We start from the raw sequence: 24,845 nt of genomic DNA on the forward strand, positions 1-24,845 counted from the left end.
CTATTCCTTAAACGGAGACCTTTATGAGTAGCAAAACCTTAATTGACCCAGCGGCCTTAGCCGATGTGAGTTTGTCGCACGAAGAAGTCGAGCGGTACAGTCGCCACCTGATCATGCCAGAAGTGGGCATGGAAGGGCAGAAGAAGCTCAAAGCCGCCAGCGTCCTGCTGATTGGCGCAGGTGGGCTTGGCTCACCGTTGGCGATGTATTTGGCCGCAGCGGGCATTGGTCGCATTGGCATGGTGGATTACGATGTTGTGGACTATACCAATCTGCAACGCCAAATTATTCACGGCACCAAAGACGTCGGGCGACCCAAGCTAGACAGTGCCAAAGACCGTATTCAAGACATCAATCCGCACATTCAGGTAGATACCTACGAAGTGCCGTTGACCTCTGATAACGCCCTGGAACTGTTTGAGCCGTATAACATCATCATTGACGGCACAGACAACTTCCCCACCCGCTACCTGACAAATGATGCGTGTGTACTGCTGGGCAAGCCCAATGTGTACGGCAGCATTTTCCGCTTTGAGGGGCAAGCCTCTGTCTTTTACGCTGAGGAAGGACCATGCTACCGTTGCCTCTTCCCAGAGCCGCCGCCACCCGGGCTGGTGCCTAGCTGTGCCGAGGGTGGCGTGCTGGGTATTTTGCCCGGTACCATTGGTGCCATTCAGGCAACGGAAGCGGTTAAATTGATTTTGGGTCAGGGCGAACCATTGATCGGCCGTTTGCTGCTGTATGATGCTCTTAACATGGAGTTCGACCAGGTAAATCTGCGCAAAAACCCCAACTGCCCCGTGTGCAACGAGAATCCCACGCTCACCGAGTTGATCGACTACGAGCTATTCTGCGGGATGCCCGCCCACGATCGCAGCCATTTTTCGGCAGCAGAGCAAAGCAACGGTGATAGCGTGCCGCAGATGGCTCCCACACAGCTTAAGGCACGGTTGGAAGCAGGCGACAATCTGTACATTCTGGACGTGAGAGAGCCGCATGAGTGGGACATCTCAAACCTGAGCCATTTGGGCGCGCACCTGATTCCCAAGGGGCAGGTGGTGAACCGGCTAAATGAGCTAGATACGGCTCAGGAGATTGTGGTGCAGTGCCGCTCTGGAGCGCGAAGTGCTGACATTGTGCGCGAACTGCAAACGCATGGCTTTAAGAAGCTGTGGAACTTGGACGGCGGCATCAATCGCTGGGCCAAAGAGATAGAACCGCAATTGCCGACTTATTAGATTTTTGGCCACAGAGGGCACAGAGAAAATAGAGAAGTGGTAATTCATAGGTGGTAGGTAGCGCAAAGAGATTATCACTTGAGCTGCTAAACCTCTCAAACCTCTGCGTACTCTGTGGCTATTCTTTATTGGGGAGCCAAAATGGGGCCGAGGGTGTCGCGCAGCCAATGGCGGGCGCGGTGCAGGCGCACTTTGGTGGCACTGGGTGTCAGATTAAGTGTGTCGGCCGTTTCGGCGGTACTCATGCCTTCTAATTCGCGCAGGACAAACACAGTTTGCAAGGATTCCGGCATGGCGGCGATGGCCTGTCGTAGCTGTGTTTGGACCTCTTCACCATCGTAGGTTTCTTCAGGTAAACAACACCAATCGAATAGCTGACGTGGAATGTGGCCGGGTGTCTCGTCCAACGTTTCTTCCACAGAAACGGTATGGGCTTTGGGGCGGCGTAGGCGCATCATGGCCGCGTTGTAGGCAATACGATAGAGCCAGGTGCTCAGGCTTGATCGTCCTTCAAAGTTGTGGATGGCACGAAAGGCATTGAGGAAGGTTTCTTGCAGCACATCCTCGGCATCCTGCTCATTATTCAGGAGGCGCAGCAGCAATCGTTTGAGGGCTGGGGTGTGCAGAGCGATGCAGTCGTCGCAGGCGGATTTATCGCCAGCCTGGATTCGGGCAATTAGTTTACTTTCGTCAATCTCTGGGGTGGAAACGGCCGTTTCCTGATTCAGCTCTACCATACCCGTCACTCTATCCTGAGACAGCAAAAAAGGCAACCAACAACGGGTTGCCTTTTTTGGGTCTTTCGCTTTTTGGTCCCTTCCCAGAGGGAGTGATGACGATAGGATAAACGTTAAGCGGCAGCCAACTCTGCGGCGACGTTGGCCTGGATTTCAAACGTGGGTGGGTTCTCAAAATGCTTTTTCACTGCACATTGGTCGGCGGCGCGAATAACGGCCGTTTTGTATTTTTCCGGGAAAGTGGGTGGCAGCTGAATATCTAGCTTGATTTTGCTTACCATGCCCGTCATCCGGTTCACTTCCAGGCTTTGCACCAGGCGTATGCCTTCGGCTGAGATGCCGCGCTGTTGGCAGAAGCCCAGCACGTAAATGCCGGCGCAGGTGCCAAAGGAGGCTAAAAAGGTGGCAAATGGCGTTGGCGCAGAGGCCATGCCATTGGCAGATGGTTGATCGGTGGGAACGGTGAAAGGGCCAAAGTGGGCATCTACACGCGCCCCACCGGGGAAGTCGATTATCATTTCCATTGTGAAGTCATCTCCGTAAAAACAGGTTTGATTTAGTTTAATTGTGGTGGGGAAACGGCCGTTTCCCCACCACTCTTTTTACTTAGATGCCTGTGCCTGGAAATGGTTACACTGTTAGGAAATCCACATTTCTGTTACTTCGCCGTCCCAGCCGTTGATGGTGCGTGAGTAGCTAATGGTAAAGCCGCCACCGCTCAGGTAGATCATGTCGGAATTGGCTCCCACGGCCCAACTGCTGCCCATGGATACGCGCACTTCGTTGTCAGAAACGGCCGTAAATCCCTGAAACCGCAAGAATGGAAAATCACCGTCGGCATCTGCCTTTGCCTGAATTTCCTCTGGCGTCATCGTTACCAGAGCGATGACATCCAATTCTGGTAGCAGAGCCGGATCAATATTTTCTGTGGACAGGATGATTTCTGGTTGATCTGCCAACAATGCATAGTCAGGAATTTCCTGGCCAACCAGGGCACGTTCCAACGAAAGGCGCAGCAGTTCAGCCACGTCTTCATCTGGCAGGCCAAGTTCTGAAGCAGGGTCGTCGTCCATGCCCGGCAGAGAGTGGCCTATGTTGTCAATGTCCAGAGTGAAGCTGTCGGTGACGCCATTCACGTCAACGGTGTAGGTGCCAGCAGGCAAACCCAGCACATCCAGTGAAATGTTTTCATCAAACCCAACAAGCTGCTGGGTGCAAAGCGCATCGGCAGGTCGCTCGGTGGGAATTTTGACCGTAAAGATGTTTCCTTCTAGGGTTGTGCTGATTTCACCCAGTGTAGTGCAGCCATCCCCTAAGTAGCCGGTTGCATTGACCTGCACCTGCACCGGGAATGACTCCATAATGAAGATGCTGATTGCTTCAACCGTTGCCTCACCTGCGAGCGTTTTGGTTGGAATTGCTTCACCTGGATCGGGCAAAGGTTGCGGTTCGCTGGTTGGTTCTTCGATGATTGCAGGTTCACCGCCAGCAGGGCTGCAAGCTGCTGCCAGAAGTAGAAATAGTAATGTAAAAATCGTTTTTAGTTTCATGATTGAAACCTCCTTTTGTTCGTTCAAAGTAAAAGGCCGAGGGCATCTCGACCTTCATCTTCATAACGTCAAGGGGATCGATTTTGTTCCAGGTGGGTGAACTGGGGCTATTTAGAGGGTGTAGCTGGCGAGGTAGGCTTGGCGTACGGCCGTTTCCTCAATTTCCAAACTTTGTTGATGTAGGTAGGTACAGGCTTTGTGCCGCATTGCCTGGGCGTCGGCAGATTCTCCAGAAGATCGTTTGTGCATCAAGGTGACAGTCACTACCGAAAGTGACTGTCACATAAAGGCAGATGAGCCAATGATTTACCGGTTTACCAAACTTACTCGAACCATTTCTCCTGTTGTTGAGTCGTAGCGGAAGATGTCGCTGACGGCGTTGGTATCGTTGGGCACGAGGTTACTGGCGTCTGAGGAGAAGGTGATGATGCGGCCGTCAGCCGATATTTGTGGATGGGTGCTGCCACTATCACCCCAATCACCGTTGACCGATTGGCTGAGCAGTTGCAGCTCACCTGTTTGCGTATCCAGGAGGTAGATGTGGCCGCAAACGGTGAGCGCGGGAACGTCGCAGGGAGGCGTGTTGGGCAGTAGATTTTGGGCCATGGAGCTAAACACCAGGTAACGGCCGTCTGCCGAAAGCGACGGCTGCGCGCTATCCCCATCCCCGTTGATTACCAGTCGGGTCTTGCCCGTTTGCCGGTCGTGCAGGTAGATGGCATAGCAGGTGCGGGTAAAGCCGCGATAGTCGTCGCATTGGCTTAATTCATCTGCTGTTAGGCCAGTTCCCAGAGAGGTGAAGGCCACGAAACGGCCGTCTGCCGAGATGGTTAGGGAATCACCAATCCCCTCATGAAGAGGCTGCGCCCCGCTCACGTCGTCACTTTCACTGCCGTCGCTGGCAATGCTAACGCGGCTTATTTGCCCGGTGACGGCTTCCCAAACAAAGACGTCGAATGTCTCGTTCACGTCGTTGGGCACCAAATTACTGGCACCAGAAACAAAGGCAATGTCGCCATTGGCGGCAAAAACGGGGGCGAAGGTAGCTCCGTTGGGCGGCTCCGTGAAGATGTTGAGCATTTCGCCCGTTTCTCGATCATAAATTTGTAGCCCTTCGTAGGCCACGAAACGGCCGTCTGCTGACAGTGAAATGGTGTATGATTTGCCCAAACCAGAGGAACGCCCCACCGGAATGCGCTCAATTTCCCCGGTTTGCCGATCGTAGATGTACAAATCTTCACATGGTTCGCTCCAGTCGCCATCGGTGCAAATATCGGGGTCTTCGGGGGTGGTTTCCCCGTCGAAGGAGTAGTAGGCGGCGAAACGGCCGTCTGCCGACAGCGCGACTGCATAGATTGCATCGTATGCTGGCAGGCCATCGTGCCGAATGCTGAGCAGCTCAAGTTGGTTGCTGCTGGCATCGTAAGCGTAGGCGGCCCAGTCGGGATTACTGCCGGGGGTAAGTGCGCCCAGCGAGGTAAAGGCAATCACGCTGCCGTCGGCAGAAATAACAGGTTGGTTACTGGTGCCGCTGCTTTGGTTTGGTGTGGCAGCTTCCGGCGTGGCTGCTGGTTCAGCGGCAGCTTCCAGCACCAGCGGTTCGGTAAGCGGCAAGGTGAATTCAAAGCAGACAGCCCCACGCTGGTGGATAATTTGGCCGCTCCATTCCATGATGTCATTTTCGCCCAGGTGATAACTGTCCTGGTAACGGCCGTTTGCCCCAACTGGATTGGCCAATGCAAATTCAATCCTGCTGCCATGTTGGGCGGAACGGCCGTTCAAAAGCACAACCGGCTTATCTTCTGGCAGCAAGCCTTCAACATTTATCAAAATGGTGCGTTCCTGTTCAGCCATGCTGATGGCGAGGTGCATCCCGGTTGGTAGTGGGGTGCAGGGAGCAGGCGTGGCAGTGGGTTCGGCCGTGACGACGATTCTGGTGACGGCTACCTCGACTTCATTGGTAGCGGGTGTGGTGGTAGGGGGAACGGCCGTAGGCGTTACTTGCGGTGGCCCACTACTGGCCGGTCGGCACGCAGCAATTCCCAAGATAATCAAACAAAACACGATGGTTTTACTGAATTTCATACTGTTTTCTCCTAAACAGTGCGTAGGAAATGACGGAATACGCACTATCAAAAAGGTATCTTAGCAGGCAGGGGCGTAGGATTCTGGATGGTTGGCGGGCGATTGATAACTGTTTGGGCTACGTGTCGTGTGCCAGTCGTGAACGTTAATTATCTGTCATATCAATCACGTAGAAGCTGTTTCCACTGATGAACGCCAGCCGATGGCCATTTGGCGACCAGCGCACATTGTTGATTTCAGCCAAATCAGGTGCGATGCGCTGCGGTTCGCTGTCTGGGGCAAATAGTTCGTCTAGCCAAAAGAGTGCATTGTCGGTAGTTAACAAGACAATGCCGTCGCCGTTGGGCTGCCAGGCGACATCGGCCAGAGCGTAGGGAAAATCGAGCTGCCGGGTGAGGCTGGTGGTGTCAATTAGCAACAGCCGGTTGCTGCGGCCGCTTTGCATGAGGGCCAGCGGCTGGGTTGGGTGCCAATATTGCCGCTCAAGCGGTTCGGTTGCCAACGGATCGGCGGCTATCTGCCACTGGTTTCCGTTTACCTGTGCCAGCCAGGTGGCGCCCTCGTTGGTGGTGAGATCGGTGATTTCGTCGTAGCTGTAGAAACGGCCGTCTGCCGACCAGCCGCGAAAAATAAATTCACCGGTGAACGTCGTAGCATTCAGCTCAGGCAACGCTACCAAATAGGAGACGCCAAGCGACTTAGTGTAACCATCATCTAAAACCTGAATGCAGCTAAACCAGAGTTGGGAATTCATGGGTGTTAATTGTGAAAAGCAATCAAATAAGTTTGTTGGCAAATCAAACGCTTCGACAATATTTATTATGGTTTTTGAAGCAGGATCAATGAGTGGCAAAGCTGGTTGATCTGACCCATTGAAAAAAGAGATGTTGTTGGGTTCAATGATTACCAAGTCATCATCTGCCACCCAGTGACTAGCAGAGCCAAAATAGCCAGGAGCCGCACCAATGCCCCCCACCCACAAATCGGGCAAATCCTGTCGCGTCCAACTTTCTCCGGTAGCTACGTTTACATAGCTAAAGCAGCATTCGAAGATTTCGGTTTCGTCGCTGGACCAGGCAGGGCGAGGGAATTTTACACGCTGCCAGCCATCTAGCTGAACCTGTTCTCCGGTGGTCAGGTCAATCCAGGTTTGCCCAGCCAGCAGGCGTTGGCCGCTGGGGGCGATGAAGAGGGGCATACTACCGGGATAGGTGGCGACCACGTTGCCCGCGAGGTTGCGCAGGCGCACTTCGCCGTCGCTGGCTTCGATGAGCTGCTGGCGGGTGGCTGACCAGACGGGCAGATCGCAAACGTCGGTGCGCGGGGTATCTGGTAGCCAGGCGGTGCCAGCGGCGGCGTTAAACACAATGGGCTGGGTGACTTTGCCCATTGTGGGCTCTTCAAACCAGCTCGTGTGGTCTACGATGGGAAAAAGCAGAAGTTGGTCGTCGGTTAGCCAGCGGTAGGGGCCAAATTCGCAGTAGCCGTAGGGCATGTAGCGTAACCCATACTCAAAGTCAGAAAGCTGCCACAGGGGAAAGCCATCCATGCCGGGAACGGCCGTCCACGACAAGCCTTCTGCTACCATTTGGGCCAAAGCCTCCGGCGACAGCGCGGGCAGCGGGGTTGGCGTTGGCAGCGGCGTGGGCGGCGGGGTGATGGTTGCTCTGGGCCTTGGCGCGGCTGTGTGGGTGGATGCAGGTGTGGCGGTGCCGGTGGTGGGAACGGCCGTTGCTGCCATTTCTGTAACAATCACCGGGCGCGTCACCACAACGGGGTCAGCGGGTGGCGTGCAGGCTGCCAGACCCACTGAAAGCAGTAAACCAGCAAGTAGCCATCTCAGGTTTGTCATCTTTTTCATTCCAATGCCGTGGGAGAAACGGCCGTATCTCCACAAATTATCAGCTTTTATTGTGCCACACAGCAATAGAGGAATTCTGGATGGTGTGGTGATGTTTGAACTACGTTTGGGGTATGAAACGTGATGCGTGAGATTTTTCACGTTTCACGCATCCTTACCAATCGAGGATTTGGGCGGCGAGAGAACGGCCGTCTTTTTGGTTTTTCTGGCGGCGGGCATCGTGCCACTTGCGGCGGGCTTCTTCGATGTCGCGGTTGAGCGTCAGCCAGTTAGGCGAGACGAGCAGCAACCCTTCGCGGCGGACGCCAAACAGCAAGCGGGGGAACCAAAGCGTGCGTCGTTTTTGCAGCGACTTTGGCCAGCTATTCAGGCTGATGAAGGTGCAGGTTGCCGCAAAAACGGGCTTCACCAGGCTGCGTTCGCGCGCTTTGAGCTGCTTCAGGTTGAAATGTTGGCTCATTTGGGTAGAGGTGATGGTTTCGATACGGCCGTAGCTAATCTTCACTTCGCGCAGCGGTCCACGCAGCAGCAGGTAGCTGGGGCCAACAAAAATGTCGGTACGGCGCAGCAGGATGCTGTAGTAAATCCACAATAAAGCAACCAGGCCGATGACCAGCCAGAGCAAGTAGAAGGTGGGGCCGAGGAACGGCCGTATCAAGTCCACCACGGCCAAAACGAGCAGCGTTAAGCCCAGCCAAAGCAGCTTACCCCGCATTCGGCGGCTCATTTGATCAAATAGCAAGAGTTTGTGCTTTTTCATTGAGGAGGGTTTGCGACTCTGCAAGTAAGTACGTACGCAGGTGAAATTGCTACCTGCAAACCTGCGTGCTTGTACAGTTGATTACATTTGGAAAACGCCCCGCTGGTAGGGCACCAATTTATAGGAGAACTCAGTAACGTACTCTTCTAGCTGGCTGTTGAGCGTGAGCCACATCTCGTTGTCGAGCAAATCATCCACTGTTTGGCGGTCACGGCAAACAAAGCCAACAAGACGGTTGGGTGCCTCGCCATAAGCCGTATGCCACACTTCGCTTACCTGGAAGCCCATCATTTGCATGGCAGGTACGTACTGCTGGATAACAAATTGCTGGTACGCTTGCAGTTTGGTGTCTAATACTTCATAGCTTAGTAATAATTTCAAGCCGGATGCGCTGTCTTCCACGATTCACCTTCCTAATTGGCTTTTACGATAGTACATTATTCCATATTAGCCAAAGGAACGGTAAAAGTAAATGTACTTCCTTCCCCCAAGGCAGTTTCAAAGGTGATTTCACCATTTTGAGCTTCAACCATGCGGCGTACAATGGATAGCCCCAGCCCCCAGCCTGCTTGCTCGCGTACTTCTTTGTCTTCGGCGCGGAAGAATTGGGTAAACAGCTTTTCCTGATTTTCTTCAGAAATACCTATCCCGTTGTCCTGGATGCTGACGTAGGCAAAACGGCCGTTTGGCCAAGCCCGCAGCACAATTTCACCCCCGTCCTGCGTATATTTGTTCGCGTTGCTCATCAGGTTAGAAACTACCTGGGCAATGCGGGTGGAATCCGCAAATACAGGCGGCAAAGCGTCTTCAATGTCAATATGCAGCGTCTGCTGCCGATTTTCAATCCGCCCGCGCAGGCTGTCCGCCACGTCAGCCACCACTTCGCGCAGGTCAAACGGCTGTAAATCGAACTTCATACGGCCGCTTTCAATATGGTTGATGTCCGATAAGTCACTAATCAGCGAGGTCATCCGGGTGAGGTTGCGGCGAATCACTTCCAGAAACTGCTTTTGCTGGTCGCTTAACGGCCCGGCCAGCCCCGCGTTCATCAAATCGGTGTATCCCTTGATGGAGGTCATCGGTACGCGCAGCTCATGCGCTACCAACGAGATAAAGTCGCTTTTAGCTTTGTTGGCCGCGTGGATGGCCTCATACAGTTTGGCATTTTTAATAGCCACTGCGGCTCGGTCTGACAAACGCTCTACAAAGGCAATATCTTCCCGGTTAATCTCAATATTTTGCTGGGTTTCCAAGGTGATTAGCCCAGTGATGGTGCCATCCTGCTGAATGGGGACAGCTAATTGCATTGTGGCCGGGGTGCCATCTACGGACTCTTCTTCAGAGACATTATGGGTGAGAATGGAACGGCCGTCTATCATGATCTTTTGCACGATGGGATGGTCCAGCGAAACTAGACGGTCCTCGCTATGTTCCTCCTCTCCCCGGAAAACCAGCAGGCGCAACACTTGAACGGGTGGGCTGTTTAACATGCCCGTATCTTCATTCTCAAGCTCTTCAAACAGGCCAATGGAGCCGCCCGCCGCGTTGGTGAGGGCAATGGCCCAATTGAGCGAGAGGCTGAGTACCTGGTTTAGCTCCAGCGAACGGTTGAGCTGCTGGTCAATCCGCTGGAAGAGCGAAAGCTCTTCCACGCGGCGAGCCAAAGCCTGGTCGGTTTGGGTAAAGAGGCGGGCGTTTTCAATGGCGATGGCTGCCTGATTGGCAAAGGTCACCAGCAGGCCAAGATCGTCTTTCTCAAAGACGCCGCTAAAGAGGCGATTGTCTACGTAGACAGCCCCCAGCGTATGGCCGCGAACGCGCAGCGGGGCACACATGATGGAGCGTAGCTGGTAGCCCACCACGCTCTCTCGGCCTGAGAAGCGGTCATCTTCCTGGGCATTGCTAGACAAGATGCCTTCGCCCGTGTGGATGGCCCGCTCGATGACGGTGCGGCTGATGTTGGTAGCATCCGCTTCGATCGTTTCCTGGTCAAAGTTACGCGCAGCACGGGTTTGTAGGTCACCTTTTTCAGAATCGTACAACATTAAAAAGCCGCGCTCTGCCCCGGTGAGCTGGATAATGGAATCCATGACTTGGTTCAGCACTTCCCCTAAATCGAGCGACTTGCCTAACTGGGAACTCACTTCGTAGAGGGCGGCGAGGCGGGCTTCTTGTCTTTCAATCAGTTGATTAGACATAGGTTTTTCCCTAAATCGTCTTTAATAGTTACATGCTTATTAGGCTCCGCAGCGGTTTGCATCAATTCGGTTTAGCAAAAAGAACTGACACTTCTCATCACAACACACTGCTCAACGGGGTTCATTGTAATCAATTATAGGGAACTGCTACGCATAAATTGCGTGAAAAAACAGGGTTGGTTTGAGCGGGGAAGGAGTGGTTTTACGGCCGTATTATGGGTAAACTGACGCCAATGAAAACGATATCCCAGAAGATGTTTTTGCAAACCTTGCCAGACGTCATGATTCCGCAGCTGCCGGAGTCGCTGCAGAACACGCGGATGAATGTTTCCTCCGCCACCAAGCCAAGGGGAATAAAGCCCTACCCTTTATCTAATTGCAAAGGGTAACGGCCGTATTTGCGAGCACTCTCATAAAGGGTAAACACATTTTCAGGTGGAACATCCCACTGTACATGATTAGACGGTGCCAAAATATAGCCTCCACCAGATCCCATTTCTGCAAGGCGGTTTTTTACTTCAGCTATCACTTCTTGCTTGCTACCTGGCAGTGCATCCTTAATATCGATCCCACCCATGAATGTAATATGATCGCCATATTGTGTTTTCATTTCCCCCAGGTTCCAGGCAGGCAAAGGTTCGGCCGAATGGAATATATCTGCGCCAATCTCAATCAGGCGCGACAAGAAGGCAGTCATTGCACCATCTGAATGGTAAATCACCTTGATATGTGGACTGTGTTCCTTGACCAAATGAATGATGCGAGCATAGGCTTGTTTATAAAATTTATCGAACATTTTAGTAGAAATGATTGGTCCAGAATTGCCAGCAAAATCATCTCCCGGCAGTTCCAATATATCGATGCTCGCGCCAGCAATATCTAAAAACCGGACAATCATGGCGGCATAAAAATCATAGAGACGTTCAAGTAAGGCAAATACGATATCTGGAGCCAAAGCCAAATCTATAAATAGCTGTTCATGCTTGCGCATAGATTGCGACATTTCAAAAAAGCCATAAGAAGCAACAGCCCGCCCCACAACAGCATACTCTTCACCTAAGGACTTGATGGTTTTTACGCGTTCCAAAATCTGGTCTTGATCAATCAGCTCATCGGCGTTGGGCATGGGGAATTCCATTATTTGCTCGACGGTGAAATGCTCGACCGGGTGCTCACAGGCGGTACGGTAGAGGCCGCTTGTATCCCATTTAATACCTAAGGCATCAGTACCCTCTGCTCTCACTTTACTGTAAGCAGAAATCGTGCCGGGATCGACGTGTCGCACGTCAATATGAAGCTGTTCTAACAGGCGGTCGTCGTAATAGTTGACTGAATGAAACTTGCCTGGGCGGAACGGAGCCACAGCTTCCCAGCCCAAACTGTCCAAAATATTGAAATAGAGCTTGTCTGTAACGCCGTACCAGCTTCCCCATAAGGCCAGGGGCACTCTATCCGGCTCTTGATGTGCAACAGCCATTAAAACGCGTTCTTTCGGAGTCATTGACATTTGGTTTCCTTATTACTTTGATTTTTTACGGCCGTTTTCAACCTTACTTCTGCTCCAGTGCTGCTTCCACCTCAGCCAAAGAAGGCGCACTAAAAACACCTTGCTGGCCAGCCACAACTGCTGCCGCCACGACGCTCCCAAACTGAAGTGCTTGCTGGGGCGATCGCTTCTTCCAGCACGCATATAGAAATCCGGCATTGAACGAGTCGCCTGCGCCCACCGAAATGTTGCCCGAAACTTGAATGGCAGGGAGATCGATGTTGCCATGATGCGACCGTAAAGATACACCTTCACCCCCTCGTTTTGCCACGACGCAAGCACAACCTTCGCCTAAAAGCTTTGCGCAGGCGTCTTCCCAATCTTTTGCCTGAGTGCATTCTTTAAGCTCGTGTGTGTTGGCGATTAAGTAGTCAAGCTGGGGAAACAGTGATTTGATTTCAGATGTAGTCACTGGCTCACCGATCGCTGGTCCGATATCAAGTGCAGTTATGCCCCCTGCCTCGTGAGCAAGCCGCAATGCGCGAGAAAAACCACCAGAGCGCATATGTGGCAATAAGGTATAGCTACTGCACAACAGCACAGCGGCGCGCGCTAATAGGCTTTCATGTATAGGCGTTAATGCAAGCGTTTCTGATGCCCCTAGGTGATGAAATACCGATTGGTTTTCTGCGTTATCTAGCAGGATGGTGGATGAAGATGTGGCTCTGTTAGGATGACGTAATAATCCTTCAAGGCGTACGTTTTGAGTTAACAGTTTTTGTGCCAGCCAATCGCCTAACTCATCTTGCCCAATGGTGCTGCAAAGTGCAGTTTCCACATCGAGCCTGCCCAACACGTAGGCACTGTTAGCACCATTACCGCCAACGATGATCAGAAGTGGTTTATCGCAAAAGACCAGGTTGTTTGCCTGAAAGCCGTCCCCAAGCCCGGCAAAGGTGGGCATGCCACGAACAAAGATATCAGCCGTCGTTGTTCCAATTACGACAAACATAATTTTCAGTTTAATGGCTGTAAAATTATTGGCGGAGGCTGCGCTGACGGCCGTATACTGAAATAAGCGCCAACAAAATAATGCCCAATATTACCAACTGGTACGCTTCTGGCAGCTGCATCGAGCGCAGCAAGCTGGAAATCAATGTCAACACCAGCGCACCAGACATCGTACCCCAATAACTGCCCACGCCACCGGACAGCAATGTGCCCCCAACCACCACCGCAGCAATGGATGGGAAAAGATAAGGCACACCCAAGTTAAAATAGACCGTCTGCGTAAAGCCCAGCAGAATTGCCCCGCCAAACGCGGCCAACATGCCGCTCAGCGCATAGGTAACAATGATCGTCCTGGGGACATTCACACCAGATAATCGCGCCGTAAGTCGGTTAACACCGACAGCAAATAGCTGTTTGCCGTAAACGCTACGTTCCAACAATAGCCACATGCCTAACGCCAGCAAGGCCCAAATAAACAACACGCCAGGCACGATGCCAATCAGCGGATTAGATATTAGATCGCTGAGCAAAGAGGGAGCTTTACCCTCAAACGTGCCTTGAGACACAATAAGAATGATTCCCTGCACCACTCCAGCCATAGCAAGCGTCATCACAAGTGGGGGAACCTTAAGCCAGGTAATGCCAATGCCATTGAGCAGCCCAATAAAAGCTCCCACACCCATAGCGGCCAAAAACCCTACGACGATCAGGCTGTTTTGTCCGTTGGAAACCCGGAAAACAATTATTGCCCCCAGCGTTACAATGGCACCGACAGATAAGTCTATGCCTTCACCCCCGCTAATGATGACCAGCGTCTGCCCGGCGGCAATAATGCCTAAAAAAGCCGCCAGACGAACAATATTGATGGCTTGATCGGCGTTGAGAAAGTCTGGATTGATGACGCCACCAACCAAAAAGAGCAGCAGCGCCAGCAAAAGGGCAATGATGGGAGGCGACAATTTCACACGCGGCCGTTTTCGTTCAACGGTATTGCTTACTGAAGTCATAAATAAAGTCCTTGCTTCTTACGTGGATGCTGCCTGTTCAATCATTGCCCTGTTGCGCGAACGAATTAGGCGGATAAGGCCTGGTCCAGCCAGAGCCGCCAAAATGATGAGCGCATCAACAAGTGTTTGCCACCATGTGGGCACATTGGCAAAGGAAATAATGTTACGAATCAGCCCTAGAATTAAAACACCCAGCAGAGCACCAATAACGCTTCCTTTGCCACCGCTTAAGCTGATGCCGCCCAAAACCACAGCCACAATAGAGGGCAGCGTCATTGCATTGCCGATGTTGGGATCGCCCGTGCCGGTGCTCATGGTGAGCGCGAAAGCAGAAAGGGCGGCAAACAGCCCAGACAAGGCATAGGTGCTCCACCGTACGCGGCTAACAGGAACACCCGTAGCGTAAGCAGCATCTGCCTTGCCGCCAACTGCAAATAGATACTGCCCATAGCGGATAGAGCGGATCAACAGCCAGATGAGGATGATGCCAACGGTGATATAAACGGCAAAGGGGATATTGCCCGGTGTGGAGCGATATAAACGAGGAATATCTGCTGGCATTTTTCCCCCCGGCCTCGGTAGAACCCACAGAGCAATGCCAGAGAAGATAAAGCTGCTGGCATAGGTGGTAACGATTGGCTGGAGCCGCATATAAGAGATTGCTAGACCATTTAAAGACCCAGCAGCAATACCGATAACACAGCCAAGCAGCAAACCCATGACGACAAAGAATGGACTTGATTCAGGCAAAATGACCGTTACCAGGATGGCGTTGATCATCGACACCATCGCGCCAACAGACAGATCAACACCGCCGCCGATGACGACAATAGCCTGACCTGCCGCCAGGAGCATTGCCGGTAAAAAAATGCGCAAGTTGCTGTTTAGCACGCGCAGTTCAAATAGATTGGGCTGCAAATAGAAGTTAACAGCCAAAGCAATCACGAACAACAGCAGTGCTGAGAGAAAAGGACTTTTGGCAATGCGGGATGTTCGTCGTCCATTCAACATAGCGGTTCCTTATTCGTTTGGTTCATTTTCGTGGGTCGCTCCTAAACTGGCTGCTACCAGATGCTTGCGATCCAACCGTTCACCAGCTAATTCTGTGTGAATGTTGCCATCATGCATGATGAGGATGCGATCACAAAGGCCAAGCAGTTCCTCATCATCGCTGCTGTAAAACAGAATGGCCGTGTCGGAACGGCGCAGTTCGATTAATAGTTGGTAAAATTCAGATTTGGCACCAACATCCACGCCTTTGGTCGGATCATTGAGCAGCAGCAGTTTGGGCTGGCGCAGCAGCCATTTGCCAATGACAACTTTCTGGGCGTTGCCACCGCTCAATGTGCTAACCGGCGCATCAAGGGCACTCATCTTCAACTTGAGGTTAGAGACTACGGTTTGAGCGGAAGAGGCAGCGTCTTTCATGTTAAGGGGACGGCCGTATTTAGACCATGACGGCAGCTGTAAATTCTCTAAGATGGAGCGAATGAGTAGCAAACCTTCTGCGGTTCGGTCGCCCGGTACAAAAGCCACATCCTTGGCCATGGCCTGACGCGGGTGTGTAAAATGAACTTGCTCGCCGGAAAGCGTAACGTCACCGCTGTAAGGAACAGCCCCAAAAAGAGCCAGAAGCAGATCGTTTTGTCCCTGTCCCTGCAGGCCACCGATGCCCAGCAGCTCTCCATCACGCACTTCCAGGCTCACGTCGTTGAGAACGTTTGTCCGCAAATTATTGACGCGCAAGCGCACCGGGGCGTCGGCAGGAACAGTATGTTTCGCGGCCGTTGTTTCCTCCGGCGGAATAGCACCTTCAATCATTAAGTCAACAATTTCCTGTTCACTCGTTTCACTCAGCGGCATGGTTCCCACGGTACAGCCGTTCGTCAAAATAGTCACCCGATCAGCCACCTGGAAAATCTCGTTCATCCGGTGTGAAATAAAAACAATGGCCATCCCCTCATCAATCCACCGTTTCACCAACTCAAATAAGCGCACAACTTGCCGCCCGTCCAGGCTGGCCGTCGCCTCATCAAGAATCAGCAGACGTGGCTTCAAGCTGTACGCCTTCAATATTTCGACCAATTGTCGTTCATCAGGGGGAAGGGTGCTGACAGGGACATCGGGCGTCAAGTCTGGCTGGAAGGTGCCCTCAAACAGATTAAGCAGCACCTCCGTCTGCTGGCGCATCGCCTTCTGATCTAGGCCTAAGCCGAACCGCAGCGGTTCATGCCCCAACCAGATATTCTCCGCGACACTCATATCGGGGATAAGGCTGAGTTCTTGATAAACAGCACTAATCCCCAATCTGGTAGCGGCTTGCGGTGTAGCAAATTGCATCGGCTGATCATCCAGGAATAGCTGCCCCTCATCGGGGGCAACTACACCTGTGATGATCTTACTCAACGTACTCTTGCCGCTTCCATTGGCACCCAACAGCGCAACGACTTCACCGGCCTTAATTTCCAGGTTGCCGTCAGCCAGTGCGGTTACGCCACCGTACCGTTTGACGATATGTTGAGCTGAAAGCGATACATCTGTCATGAGTATTCAGCTACTTTATTGGCAGTAAGAAGCGGCATCTTCTTGAGAAATAATGCCGTCTAACGTGTATGATTCGGGGAAATCCTGATACTCGGCTAGCAGTTCCTCAAAATTACTCTCATCGATTGTGAAAGGGATGGGCACATGAATCGTGCTGCTGTAGCCACCTTCCAGCTTTGATTCGTCAATCTCGCAGCCAGTCAACACTTCATACATCACGCGCAAACCACTGGCACCTAACCCCGGCGGGTTAACGGCCGCAAACGCCGTAAAGTCCGGGTTCTCCTGCCGCACCTCATCCCATAGCTGCAAATAGCCAGCGCGGCCTTCACCCAACATGATCGGCCATTGATCAGGATTTGCGGTTTGTACTGCCCGCAAGGCACCTACAGCCATACCATCCTGCGTCCATACGCCATCGATATTTGGGATTGAAGCCAGGAAGTCTGACATCACCTGCTGGCCCGTCGCCTGGTCCCATTGACCCGTGTCACGACCTACCACAGTGATGTCCGGATACTCAGCTAAGACTTCATCAAAACCCACCATCCGGTACTCGTTTGCCGGGTGACCCACAAAGCCTTCGATGACCACTATGTCACCTTCGCCGCCCATCATTTCAAACAACGCGCGGGAAATAATTCTGCCCCACTCCGTCTGGTCAATGGTTACAGTAATAACACCTAGAGCTGATGTTTCCTGATCAATGGCAATCACAGGAATACCGCTTTCTACTGCTTCTTCGAGGATCGGGTTCAGTGCGTCTGTCGAGTTAGGATTGACAATCAAGGCATCAATGTTCTGGTTTAGCAAGTTTTGGATTTGCTGCGTTTGACCTTGAATATCGACGTCACCACTTTCAATAACCAATTCTAAACCCAATTCGTCAGCTACGGCTTCCATATTGCTAAGCATCTGACCGCGCCATTCGCTGCCGATAAAGCCATTGGAGACCCCAATACGGAATGGATCGCCATCTGGACTCATGACCATCTCCATTTCTTCAGCTGCTTCTTCCTCGCTTTCGGCGGCACCACTGGCAGCACCGACGCAGTAAGAAGCGGCATCTGCTTGAGAGATAATGCCGTCTAACGTGTATGATTCGGGGAAATCCTGGTATTCAGCCAGCAGTTCCTCAAAGTTACTCTCATCGATTGTGAAGGGGATGGGCACATGGATGGTGCTGTTGTAGCCACCTTCCAATTTCGATTGATCAATTTCACAACCTTCTAACACTTCATACAAAACGCGCAGACCACTGGCACCTAACCCAGGCGGGTTAACGGCCGCAAATGCTGTAAAGTCCGGGTTCTCCTGCCGCACCTCATCCCATAGCTGCAAATAGCCAGCGCGGCCTTCGCCCAGCATAATTGGCCATTGATCAGGATTTGCGGTTTGCACAGCCCGCAGCGCACCTACTGCCATCCCGTCCTGCGTCCACACGCCATCGATATTTGGGATTGAGGCCAGGAAGTCAGACATCACCTGCTGACCCGTCGCTTGGTCCCATTGACCCGTGTCGCGACCAACGACGGTGATACCTGGATACTCAGCTAAGACTTCATCAAAGCCCACCATCCGGTACTCGTTTGCCGGGTGACCCACAAAGCCTTCGATGACCACAATGTCGCCTTCACCGCCCATCATTTCAAACAACGCGCGGGAGATGATCCGACCCCATTCGGTTTGATCGATCGTTACTGTAACGACACCTTCGGCCGACGTCTCCTGGTCGATGGCAATCACGGGAATACCGCTTTCTACTGCTTCTTCCAAAATTGGATTGAGAGCGTCTGTCGAGTTGGGGTTGACAATTAGCGCATCGATATCTTGATTGAGTAAATTCTGAATTTGCTGCGTTTGTCCCTGAATATCAACGTCGCCACTCTCGATAATCAGCTCAATACCCAATTCGTCAGCAACTTCTTCCATATTGCTAAGCATCTGGCCGCGCCATTCGCTGCCGATAAAACCATTGGACACGCCCACACGATACTTAGGGCCATCTTCAATTGTTGTCTCTTCGGTTGTTTCCTCTTCCGTACTTGTTTCTGTCTCACCACCTGTGTCTGGGGCATCTACGGTTGGGTCTGCCTCTTCCGTACCCCCGCAGGCTGCTGCGAGAAGCATAATGATTAACAACAGTGCTAGATAACGAATTTTTGCATTTCTTGACATTTTCTTCTCCTCGATATGTCTGTCTAAATACTTCGGGGCTAGCTTTACTGTGTAAAAGCGGGAAAATAGTAGTTAGAAATAGGAAGAGCCGTTTCTCCCGCTTTTATCTAAGCAAACTACAGAAAAATCGCCCTTCGGTTTTCAAAGTGTATTCTGTGGTTTGCTACGTAGACAGGTAAGGTTAACCAACCTTACCTGTCTGGTTGAAACCTCTTGATGTGCAGCAGCGTTAATCACGCACGCCCGCATTTCGCATGAGTTGAGCCGTGGCATCACCTGCTTCTTTGACCCAGGCCAAGACACCTTCTCTAGAGGGATCCGGAGGCCACTCTAGTTCACAGGCGACCGTACCATCAAACCCAGCAATCTTCAGTTGATCAATGTACTCTTGCATGGGTGCTGTGCCGCGTCCCGGTGGTAAATCGCCATGCTTGTCAATAGCATCTGAAATATGCACATGAGCAATGCGACCTTTCAAGCGTTGAATTTCTGTTGGGGAAATGTCTGCAAGGTGTAAATGTGAACAGTCTACGTTGGCCATTACTGTATCCGGGAGATCGACGGCACTTAAAAACGCATCCATTGAGTCAATGCTATTGACGATTGACATTTTGAACGGTTCAAGCTCTACAGCAATCTTTAAACCGCACTTTGCTGCATGTTCGCCCAAATCGCGAGTGCCTTCTACAGCCATGTTAAATATCCAATCTTTATCAAAGCCAGTTTCTAGCTGCCAAAAATATTCACCATTGACGATGAGCATATTGTGAGCACCCATTTCAGCAGAAATATCAACTAGCTGACGGCCGAGTTTTTTGGCAAATTCGCGGACAGGACGATTAGGCGAGAAATAGCCAAAAATAAGGGCCACACCAGCACGCACTGGAATGTCATATTCTTTCGAATACTTCTTAACGTTTGCCATCTGTTCGACCGAAATCTCGCCGTCGGCTGGATAGACGTCGATCGTGTCGAAACCCATCTCCTTGACTAGCTTAATCCCTTCACCATAAGGATCGATCTCTGTACCGAAAAATACTGAGTTAATCACACCTAGCTTCATTTTTTAACTCCTTTCCAAGCAATATAAATTGATTTAAATCACAACACTTTTACAAATTCTCATCCGCCAGACAGATAAGCCTGTTGCTTACATCATGTCAGCAATGTGTACGCTATTATGGGTTTCTGCAGAATGATAGGCTGCGTCAATAAGTGCCATCGTCTTCAAGTTATCTTCCCCTGAAAGCTCTGGTTCTGCACCGTTTTGAACAGCCTCAATAAGCTGAGCCATTGGGCCAATGAAGGCATCTGGGAACCAAACCTCAGGCCAAGTGGGAGTAAACCACATGTTTGGTTCCTGCTTGGTACTAAATTGCAGCGTGCTTTGGGAATCACTATCACCATACTTTGGCCAGCCTATCGTTCCATGCGCCATACCGTCGGTTCCTTCAACTCGCCACTTGATGTACATATCACCTTCGGCTCCCTCTCGTACGGGACCTGTCCAGACATCGTCCCAGGCAGATGCTCTAAATCCGTTCGCGTATTCCAGAATGTAAAGTGCGATTCCGTCTTTATGCTCAAAGCCTGTTCGAGGATCTTGCGTTACACTGGCAAAAACTCTGTCTGGGTCGCCAAACAAGAACCGGAAAATATCGAGATGGTGGATACTCATATTGAGCAACGTTAAGCGATCATATTCTTCAAGAAATGGTTGCCAATGAGGGATTGCCCGCATTTCTATGGTTGCAAGGACAGGTTGACCCAATACCCCTTGATCAAGCAAGGATTTTAGCGCTCGCATCGATTGATCGTAGCGCATGTTCTGATTTACAGAGAGTACAATCCCGGCATTAGTGCAAAGGCCAACGGCTTCTTTGGCTTCTTCGTAGTTCATAGCTAACGGTTTCTGTGCCAAAATGCCTTTTATGTGCTTGCGTTTAACTGCCTCACGTATGATTGCTAACTGTTGATCAGGCGGATAAGCAATATCCAAAATTGCAATACGCTGATCGTCGAGCAGCTCTTGCCAGGTGTCGTAAACGGTGTCAATTCCTCTGGCATCAGCGGCTGCTTGAGCATTGGCTGGTGTCCGTGAGGCAATCGCAACGACGTCTAACCCTGCATTGTTGTAAGCAACTAGCTGAACATCGCGCATAATGAAGCCTGAGCCGATACATCCAATTGCTAAATTTGTGTTGGTGGGCATGGTTGGCTTGTAATTGATTTCAAAATTTGCCATATGAAGCTCTCCTCTTGCTACCTCAAGCTAAACAACTTCTTCAAAGGGACAGTATTTTGCTACCAGAATGAAATAGCAAAACTAAATTTTTGTAACTATGTAGTTACAAAGTAATGTTGTCATTATAATGCCATTATTTTTGTTTTGTCAACTATGAACGACTATTGAGAGGGAATCTTGAGCTTTTTGTATAAGCGTTTGGGGAAAAAGGGTAAGAAAGCGCGACAAACCTAAATACACACATTGGTGTATGACGAGTTCTTGATGGAGCAGGCAAAATAAGGGGTTAGATAAAACCTCTAATGTTCAGTGTCGAGAAGCTCGATTTGATCATCAGTCATGAAATTGGCAACGTTGGCGATCTCTTCTCCCATCCACTCGATGCGATAAGAGACACTGTAGTAACCATTTTCATAAGCAATGGGTCTGTTTGTTTCATCATAGGCAATGCGGCTACGTAAGAGGAATGGGCTGTCTGGAGGATGGTTGAGGAGTGCGGCCGTTTTTCGGTCGAGAAGGACAGCTTTGAAGGTTTCTGTAGCACGCACCAACTTGATATTGTGCTGATGCCTAAGGACGTGATAAATGGATTGCTGAGACCCAGTCTCTTTGAAATCGGTTTCCAGCAAGTATGGGGCTACAACCACAGGAATGTAAGAGTTCAGTACACCAACTGGTACATCGTCAATGAAGCGCACTCGCTGAATAAAATAAACTTTTGCGCCCTGAGCAAGTTTGAGATATTTGATACGCTTTGGATCAGCCGTTTGCACCTTGAATTGCTCGAGGTGGGCACGGGGTACCTGACCTCGTCCTTCAACTTCTTTGGTAAATGTAGAGAGTGAGCTTAGCTGCTCTTCGAAGCGCTGTGGCAGCACAACAGTGCCTAATGAACGCTTGCGAATGACAAGACCGGCATTGGTTAACTTGCCCAAGGCCTGGCGCACAGGTGTGCGGCTTAAGCCAAAGAATGCCATCAGCTCTTGCTCCGTTGGTAACCTTTCATTGGCCGGGAAACGGCCGTTGTCAATACCATCCCGTAAAAATTGTTCTAGCTGATGATGAAGCGGAACGGGACTGTTTTTATCAATCACATCAGAAGATGTGATATCTTCCAATCCTTTGCTTGGTGGTTTGTTTATTTGACTCACTTGACACCTGTTAAGTATTTCCAATAGCCGCTGCGGATCTATTGCTCAATCATTGTACTGTCTGCCTTATGATGCAGAGAGAAGCCTTTTGTATCTTCGAAAGATTTTCGCATCTGGATGATTGGCAATTTACCCGATCATTTTACGTATTTTTATGCCAAATGCCAACTGCCGCCCTTTGCATGTGCAAAATATGCTGAAGTTATCAGATCAATTTAAAGGATTTTTTCCTTCTTAATTTTACATTGGTTGACCTGAATGATGAGGCTCTTTGTTCTCTGTTATAAGTATTGACAAATAGGCCAGAATGCCTATACTTTGTAATTACATAGTTACAATAAGTCAATTTTGTAACAACATAACAAGATTTAAAAGAGGTAAAAGAGGATGGTAAACCAACCATATGTAGATGCGAGGCAATTGTCCAAAAAGGAACTGGCTAAGCTAATCCAGTTTACAAACGTCAGACCACAATCTTCGCGCGAAGAGATTGCTGCTCACGTTGAAAAGTGTGGCGAGTACGGATTTGACGCCACAATGGTGCAGATGTGCTGGGTGCCAATGGCCAAAGAAATATTGCGAGGGACAGATGTTCAGGTGGCAACCTGTATTGGCTTGCCAATGGGGGGTGAAAGCCTACATGCCAAGATTGCCCTCGTTCGTGAATGCTTCGCTTTGGGAGCAGACACGGTCGATTATGAACCCAACATGGGCTTTTATCGTTCTGGCATGTATGATGAGTTCCGTGAGGAAGGGGCGGCACTTGTCAGGGCAGCCGAGGGACGAGAAATAAAAGCCATGCTAGAATTTGGCTTCCTTTATTCCGAGGAAGAAAAGCGCCATGCAGTCCAGCTCTTAACGGAAGCCGAGGTTCATTGGATCAAGAACTCCAGTGGATGGGGAGAAGGTGGTATACCTGCTACAGTTGAAGATATGCGCTTGATCCGTTCCGTGACCGAGGGTACAAAAAGCCGGGTGAAGGCTTCTGGCAAAGTAAATGGCTACGAATGGTCTATTGAACTGCTAAATGCTGGCGCAGAGCTTATTGGCAGCAGCACAGGCTCTAAAATAATCGACGAATATCCAGATTAAGTGTTTGGCAGTTCATTCTTAGAGAAATTTTAGCGGAATGAACCGCCAAACCTTGAGGTGTCACAGTTTACGTTTCTCCAATTTTAATCTGTGACGCGCTTGACTTAAAAGGAGGGTTACCATTGTGACCACTGAATCAAACGGACAACTGGTCATTATCGGCAGTTACCTTGTGGCGCTGGTAATGGATACAGAGCGAATTCCTGCGAAGGGCGAAACAATTCTGGCTAAGAACTTCCGCACCGCCTATGGGGGCAAGGGATCCGATATGGCTGTGCAGGCCGCACGGCTAGGGGCAGATGTGCGTTTTGTCGGCTCCATTGGCGATGATGACTTCGGCAAAGCATTTGCTGATTTAATGGTTGAAGAAGGCGTCAATATTGACTTTTTGAAGAGCCATGAAGAGCTGGCGACGGGTGCGGGGTTCATCATTAAATCGGCCGACGGCCACAACATCATTACCATTGATATAGGTGCCAATCAGTTATTCACCCCTGAGGATGTTGATGAAGCGGCCGCTATCATCAACAATGATTCTGTTGTTTTAATTCAGCTAGAAATCCCCTTAGAGACGGCTCTTCACGCAGCAAAAGTGGGACATGATGCCGGGGCAACGGTCATTCTCAACCCGGCTCCAGCTTACGATTTAAGAGATGTGGATTTAACGGCCGTTGATATTCTCACCCCAAACGAAACAGAACTCCGTGTTTGCCTGGGCATGATGCCTGGTGATGAAGCGGATGAGGCTGAACTGGCCAAGCAGCTGCTGGCGCGCGGCTGCCGTACTGTGTTGGTCACATTAGGTGAGAGAGGCAGCCTGATTGTGACAGCAGACAGCGTTACTGAGGTTCCTGCATTTTCCATTGCCGATATTGTTGACAGCAACGGCGCCGGAGACAGCTTCAACGCCTCCCTGGCGACTGGCCTATTAGAAGGGCTCACCGTTGCTGAAGCAGCTCGCTTTGGCAATGCTGTCGCTGGTTTATGCTGTACACGTTGGGATACCGTACCCTCATACCATAATCGCGCTGAGGTTGATGCCTTTTTGGAGAGGAACGGATGACGCTACTGGAATCGCAAACTTCGTTTGCATTTGTTGGATTTTGGTGGTCGGCTTAGCAAGCTGCAATTATTCGTTGGATTTTTATGACAAACTTCGGCTCACTTAAACAACTGTACTACATGAATTAGGGAGAAAATTATGAGACCCAATCGTATTCTTCATCCAGGTTTGGCAGAAGCATTGGCGACCCTGGGGCATTCAGATATTTTGCTTGTAACCGATGCTGGATTTCCTATCCCTGCCGCCGCCAACCGGATCGACTTAGGTTTTTACGAAGGGCTGCCAGACATCTTAGATATATTATGTGTCTTGCGGCAAGAAATTTTTGTAGAAGAAGTTCACTTTGCCGGTGACATCCTGGAAATGAACAAGCCGCTTTATCGATCACTTACGGAAATCTACACGGGATCCGGGGCAGTTTTCAAGCTAACGACGCATGAGCAATTAGTTGATGATATTGCTCATCGTGCCAAAGTAGTGGTACGCTCTGGCTCATTTAATCCTTGGGCGAATATCGCTTTGGTTGCCAGCACGGATCCCAATGCTTGGTTTATGGGTGAAGGACAAGTAGCTCTTCCTGCTTACATCGAACGTCGTCGCATGATTGCAGACAACGATGTTCCGCCCATTGTTGAATAA

At 50.7% G+C, this 24,845-nt stretch carries 22 protein-coding genes; 4 read left to right on the forward strand and 18 right to left on the reverse strand.

Features of this window, described 5'->3' with window-relative positions; genetic code table 11:
* Positions 1-23: 23 nt before the first annotated feature.
* Positions 24-1,238, forward strand: coding sequence for a molybdopterin-synthase adenylyltransferase MoeB (gene moeB / locus ACOQPU_RS17960; protein ID WP_420641207.1), 1,215 nt, complete (start codon positions 24-26; stop codon positions 1,236-1,238).
* A 125-nt stretch (positions 1,239-1,363) separates the two neighbouring features.
* On the opposite strand, the gene ACOQPU_RS17965 is transcribed toward moeB, so the two are convergent.
* The 18 genes from ACOQPU_RS17965 to ACOQPU_RS18050 all read right to left on the reverse strand — a co-directional run bounded on the left by ACOQPU_RS17965 (position 1,364) and on the right by ACOQPU_RS18050 (position 22,051).
* Positions 1,364-1,975, reverse strand: coding sequence for an RNA polymerase sigma factor (locus ACOQPU_RS17965; protein ID WP_420641208.1), 612 nt, complete (start codon positions 1,973-1,975; stop codon positions 1,364-1,366).
* 113 nt (positions 1,976-2,088) lie between these two features.
* Positions 2,089-2,499: an OsmC family protein gene (locus ACOQPU_RS17970; RefSeq protein ID WP_420641209.1), complete on the reverse strand. Its 411-nt coding sequence runs from the start codon at positions 2,497-2,499 to the stop codon at positions 2,089-2,091.
* 114 nt (positions 2,500-2,613) lie between these two features.
* Positions 2,614-3,525 carry a hypothetical protein gene (locus tag ACOQPU_RS17975; protein WP_420641210.1) on the reverse strand — a complete coding sequence of 304 codons (912 nt, stop codon included), beginning with the start codon at positions 3,523-3,525 and terminating at the stop codon, positions 2,614-2,616.
* A 111-nt stretch (positions 3,526-3,636) separates the two neighbouring features.
* Positions 3,637-3,774 carry a hypothetical protein gene (locus ACOQPU_RS17980; RefSeq protein WP_420641211.1) on the reverse strand — a complete coding sequence of 46 codons (138 nt, stop codon included), beginning with the start codon at positions 3,772-3,774 and terminating at the stop codon, positions 3,637-3,639.
* A 57-nt stretch (positions 3,775-3,831) separates the two neighbouring features.
* Entirely contained in the window at positions 3,832-5,610 is a 1,779-nt protein-coding gene (locus tag ACOQPU_RS17985; protein WP_420641212.1) for a TolB family protein, read from the reverse strand.
* Positions 5,611-5,755: 145 nt separating this feature from the next.
* A complete protein-coding gene (locus tag ACOQPU_RS17990; protein WP_420641213.1) occupies positions 5,756-7,462 on the reverse strand; it encodes a hypothetical protein in 1,707 nt (568 codons plus the stop codon).
* 163 nt (positions 7,463-7,625) lie between these two features.
* The gene (locus tag ACOQPU_RS17995) at positions 7,626-8,231 is read right to left on the reverse strand and encodes a hypothetical protein (RefSeq protein ID WP_420641214.1); all 606 of its coding nucleotides are present in this window, start codon (positions 8,229-8,231) and stop codon (positions 7,626-7,628) included.
* Between the two features lie 81 nt (positions 8,232-8,312).
* Positions 8,313-8,633, reverse strand: a complete 321-nt coding sequence (locus tag ACOQPU_RS18000) for a hypothetical protein (RefSeq protein ID WP_420641215.1) — start codon at positions 8,631-8,633, stop codon at positions 8,313-8,315.
* Between the two features lie 35 nt (positions 8,634-8,668).
* On the reverse strand, positions 8,669-10,429 hold the full coding sequence (locus tag ACOQPU_RS18005; protein WP_420641216.1) for an ATP-binding protein: 1,761 nt from the start codon (positions 10,427-10,429) through the stop codon (positions 8,669-8,671).
* A gap of 361 nt (positions 10,430-10,790) precedes the next feature.
* The gene (locus ACOQPU_RS18010) at positions 10,791-11,930 is read right to left on the reverse strand and encodes a uroporphyrinogen decarboxylase family protein (protein ID WP_420641217.1); all 1,140 of its coding nucleotides are present in this window, start codon (positions 11,928-11,930) and stop codon (positions 10,791-10,793) included.
* A 49-nt stretch (positions 11,931-11,979) separates the two neighbouring features.
* The gene (locus ACOQPU_RS18015; RefSeq protein ID WP_420641218.1) at positions 11,980-12,927 is read right to left on the reverse strand and encodes a carbohydrate kinase family protein; all 948 of its coding nucleotides are present in this window, start codon (positions 12,925-12,927) and stop codon (positions 11,980-11,982) included.
* Between the two features lie 25 nt (positions 12,928-12,952).
* Complete coding sequence (locus ACOQPU_RS18020) at positions 12,953-13,933, reverse strand: ABC transporter permease (protein WP_420641219.1); 981 nt, start codon at positions 13,931-13,933, stop codon at positions 12,953-12,955.
* An 18-nt stretch (positions 13,934-13,951) separates the two neighbouring features.
* Positions 13,952-14,944 (reverse strand): ABC transporter permease, encoded by a 993-nt coding sequence (locus ACOQPU_RS18025; protein WP_420641220.1) that lies wholly within the window; start codon positions 14,942-14,944, stop codon positions 13,952-13,954.
* A 9-nt stretch (positions 14,945-14,953) separates the two neighbouring features.
* Complete coding sequence (locus ACOQPU_RS18030; protein WP_420641221.1) at positions 14,954-16,477, reverse strand: sugar ABC transporter ATP-binding protein; 1,524 nt, start codon at positions 16,475-16,477, stop codon at positions 14,954-14,956.
* 15 nt (positions 16,478-16,492) lie between these two features.
* Positions 16,493-18,655, reverse strand: a complete 2,163-nt coding sequence (locus ACOQPU_RS18035) for a substrate-binding domain-containing protein (RefSeq protein WP_420641222.1) — start codon at positions 18,653-18,655, stop codon at positions 16,493-16,495.
* A 229-nt stretch (positions 18,656-18,884) separates the two neighbouring features.
* A complete protein-coding gene (locus ACOQPU_RS18040; protein ID WP_420641223.1) occupies positions 18,885-19,718 on the reverse strand; it encodes a sugar phosphate isomerase/epimerase family protein in 834 nt (277 codons plus the stop codon).
* Positions 19,719-19,805: 87 nt separating this feature from the next.
* Positions 19,806-20,900 carry a Gfo/Idh/MocA family protein gene (locus tag ACOQPU_RS18045; RefSeq protein WP_420641224.1) on the reverse strand — a complete coding sequence of 365 codons (1,095 nt, stop codon included), beginning with the start codon at positions 20,898-20,900 and terminating at the stop codon, positions 19,806-19,808.
* Between the two features lie 299 nt (positions 20,901-21,199).
* Positions 21,200-22,051, reverse strand: coding sequence for a GntR family transcriptional regulator (locus ACOQPU_RS18050; RefSeq protein ID WP_420641225.1), 852 nt, complete (start codon positions 22,049-22,051; stop codon positions 21,200-21,202).
* 387 nt (positions 22,052-22,438) lie between these two features.
* Between ACOQPU_RS18050 and deoC the strand changes: the two genes are divergently transcribed.
* From deoC to rbsD, 3 genes are all read left to right on the forward strand, one after another.
* Entirely contained in the window at positions 22,439-23,143 is a 705-nt protein-coding gene (gene deoC, locus ACOQPU_RS18055; RefSeq protein WP_420641226.1) for a deoxyribose-phosphate aldolase, read from the forward strand.
* 124 nt (positions 23,144-23,267) lie between these two features.
* On the forward strand, positions 23,268-24,206 hold the full coding sequence (locus ACOQPU_RS18060; RefSeq protein ID WP_420641227.1) for a ribokinase: 939 nt from the start codon (positions 23,268-23,270) through the stop codon (positions 24,204-24,206).
* A 138-nt stretch (positions 24,207-24,344) separates the two neighbouring features.
* A complete protein-coding gene (rbsD, locus tag ACOQPU_RS18065; RefSeq protein WP_420641228.1) occupies positions 24,345-24,845 on the forward strand; it encodes a D-ribose pyranase in 501 nt (166 codons plus the stop codon).

It is taken from the genome of Candidatus Leptofilum sp., from assembly GCF_965223285.1.
In the GTDB taxonomy this organism is placed as follows: Bacteria; Chloroflexota; Anaerolineae; order Promineifilales; family Promineifilaceae; genus Leptofilum.

What these genes read in the sequence shown, in the direction of transcription:
- deoC (WP_420641226.1), top strand. Translation starts at nt 22,439, where the DNA reads ATGGTAAACCAACCATATGTAGATGCGAGGCAATTGTCCAAAAAGGAA.
- ACOQPU_RS17995 (WP_420641214.1), bottom strand. Translation starts at nt 8,231, where the DNA reads ATGAAAAAGCACAAACTCTTGCTATTTGATCAAATGAGCCGCCGAATG.
- ACOQPU_RS18045 (WP_420641224.1), bottom strand. Translation starts at nt 20,900, where the DNA reads ATGGCAAATTTTGAAATCAATTACAAGCCAACCATGCCCACCAACACA.
- ACOQPU_RS17985 (WP_420641212.1), bottom strand. Translation starts at nt 5,610, where the DNA reads ATGAAATTCAGTAAAACCATCGTGTTTTGTTTGATTATCTTGGGAATT.
- ACOQPU_RS17980 (WP_420641211.1), bottom strand. Translation starts at nt 3,774, where the DNA reads ATGCACAAACGATCTTCTGGAGAATCTGCCGACGCCCAGGCAATGCGG.
- ACOQPU_RS18015 (WP_420641218.1), bottom strand. Translation starts at nt 12,927, where the DNA reads ATGTTTGTCGTAATTGGAACAACGACGGCTGATATCTTTGTTCGTGGC.
- ACOQPU_RS17965 (WP_420641208.1), bottom strand. Translation starts at nt 1,975, where the DNA reads ATGGTAGAGCTGAATCAGGAAACGGCCGTTTCCACCCCAGAGATTGAC.
- moeB (WP_420641207.1), top strand. Translation starts at nt 24, where the DNA reads ATGAGTAGCAAAACCTTAATTGACCCAGCGGCCTTAGCCGATGTGAGT.
- ACOQPU_RS17990 (WP_420641213.1), bottom strand. Translation starts at nt 7,462, where the DNA reads ATGACAAACCTGAGATGGCTACTTGCTGGTTTACTGCTTTCAGTGGGT.
- ACOQPU_RS17970 (WP_420641209.1), bottom strand. Translation starts at nt 2,499, where the DNA reads ATGGAAATGATAATCGACTTCCCCGGTGGGGCGCGTGTAGATGCCCAC.
- ACOQPU_RS18040 (WP_420641223.1), bottom strand. Translation starts at nt 19,718, where the DNA reads ATGAAGCTAGGTGTGATTAACTCAGTATTTTTCGGTACAGAGATCGAT.
- ACOQPU_RS18030 (WP_420641221.1), bottom strand. Translation starts at nt 16,477, where the DNA reads ATGACAGATGTATCGCTTTCAGCTCAACATATCGTCAAACGGTACGGT.
- ACOQPU_RS18025 (WP_420641220.1), bottom strand. Translation starts at nt 14,944, where the DNA reads ATGTTGAATGGACGACGAACATCCCGCATTGCCAAAAGTCCTTTTCTC.
- ACOQPU_RS18010 (WP_420641217.1), bottom strand. Translation starts at nt 11,930, where the DNA reads ATGACTCCGAAAGAACGCGTTTTAATGGCTGTTGCACATCAAGAGCCG.
- ACOQPU_RS17975 (WP_420641210.1), bottom strand. Translation starts at nt 3,525, where the DNA reads ATGAAACTAAAAACGATTTTTACATTACTATTTCTACTTCTGGCAGCA.
- ACOQPU_RS18020 (WP_420641219.1), bottom strand. Translation starts at nt 13,933, where the DNA reads ATGACTTCAGTAAGCAATACCGTTGAACGAAAACGGCCGCGTGTGAAA.
- rbsD (WP_420641228.1), top strand. Translation starts at nt 24,345, where the DNA reads ATGAGACCCAATCGTATTCTTCATCCAGGTTTGGCAGAAGCATTGGCG.
- ACOQPU_RS18005 (WP_420641216.1), bottom strand. Translation starts at nt 10,429, where the DNA reads ATGTCTAATCAACTGATTGAAAGACAAGAAGCCCGCCTCGCCGCCCTC.
- ACOQPU_RS18035 (WP_420641222.1), bottom strand. Translation starts at nt 18,655, where the DNA reads ATGTCAAGAAATGCAAAAATTCGTTATCTAGCACTGTTGTTAATCATT.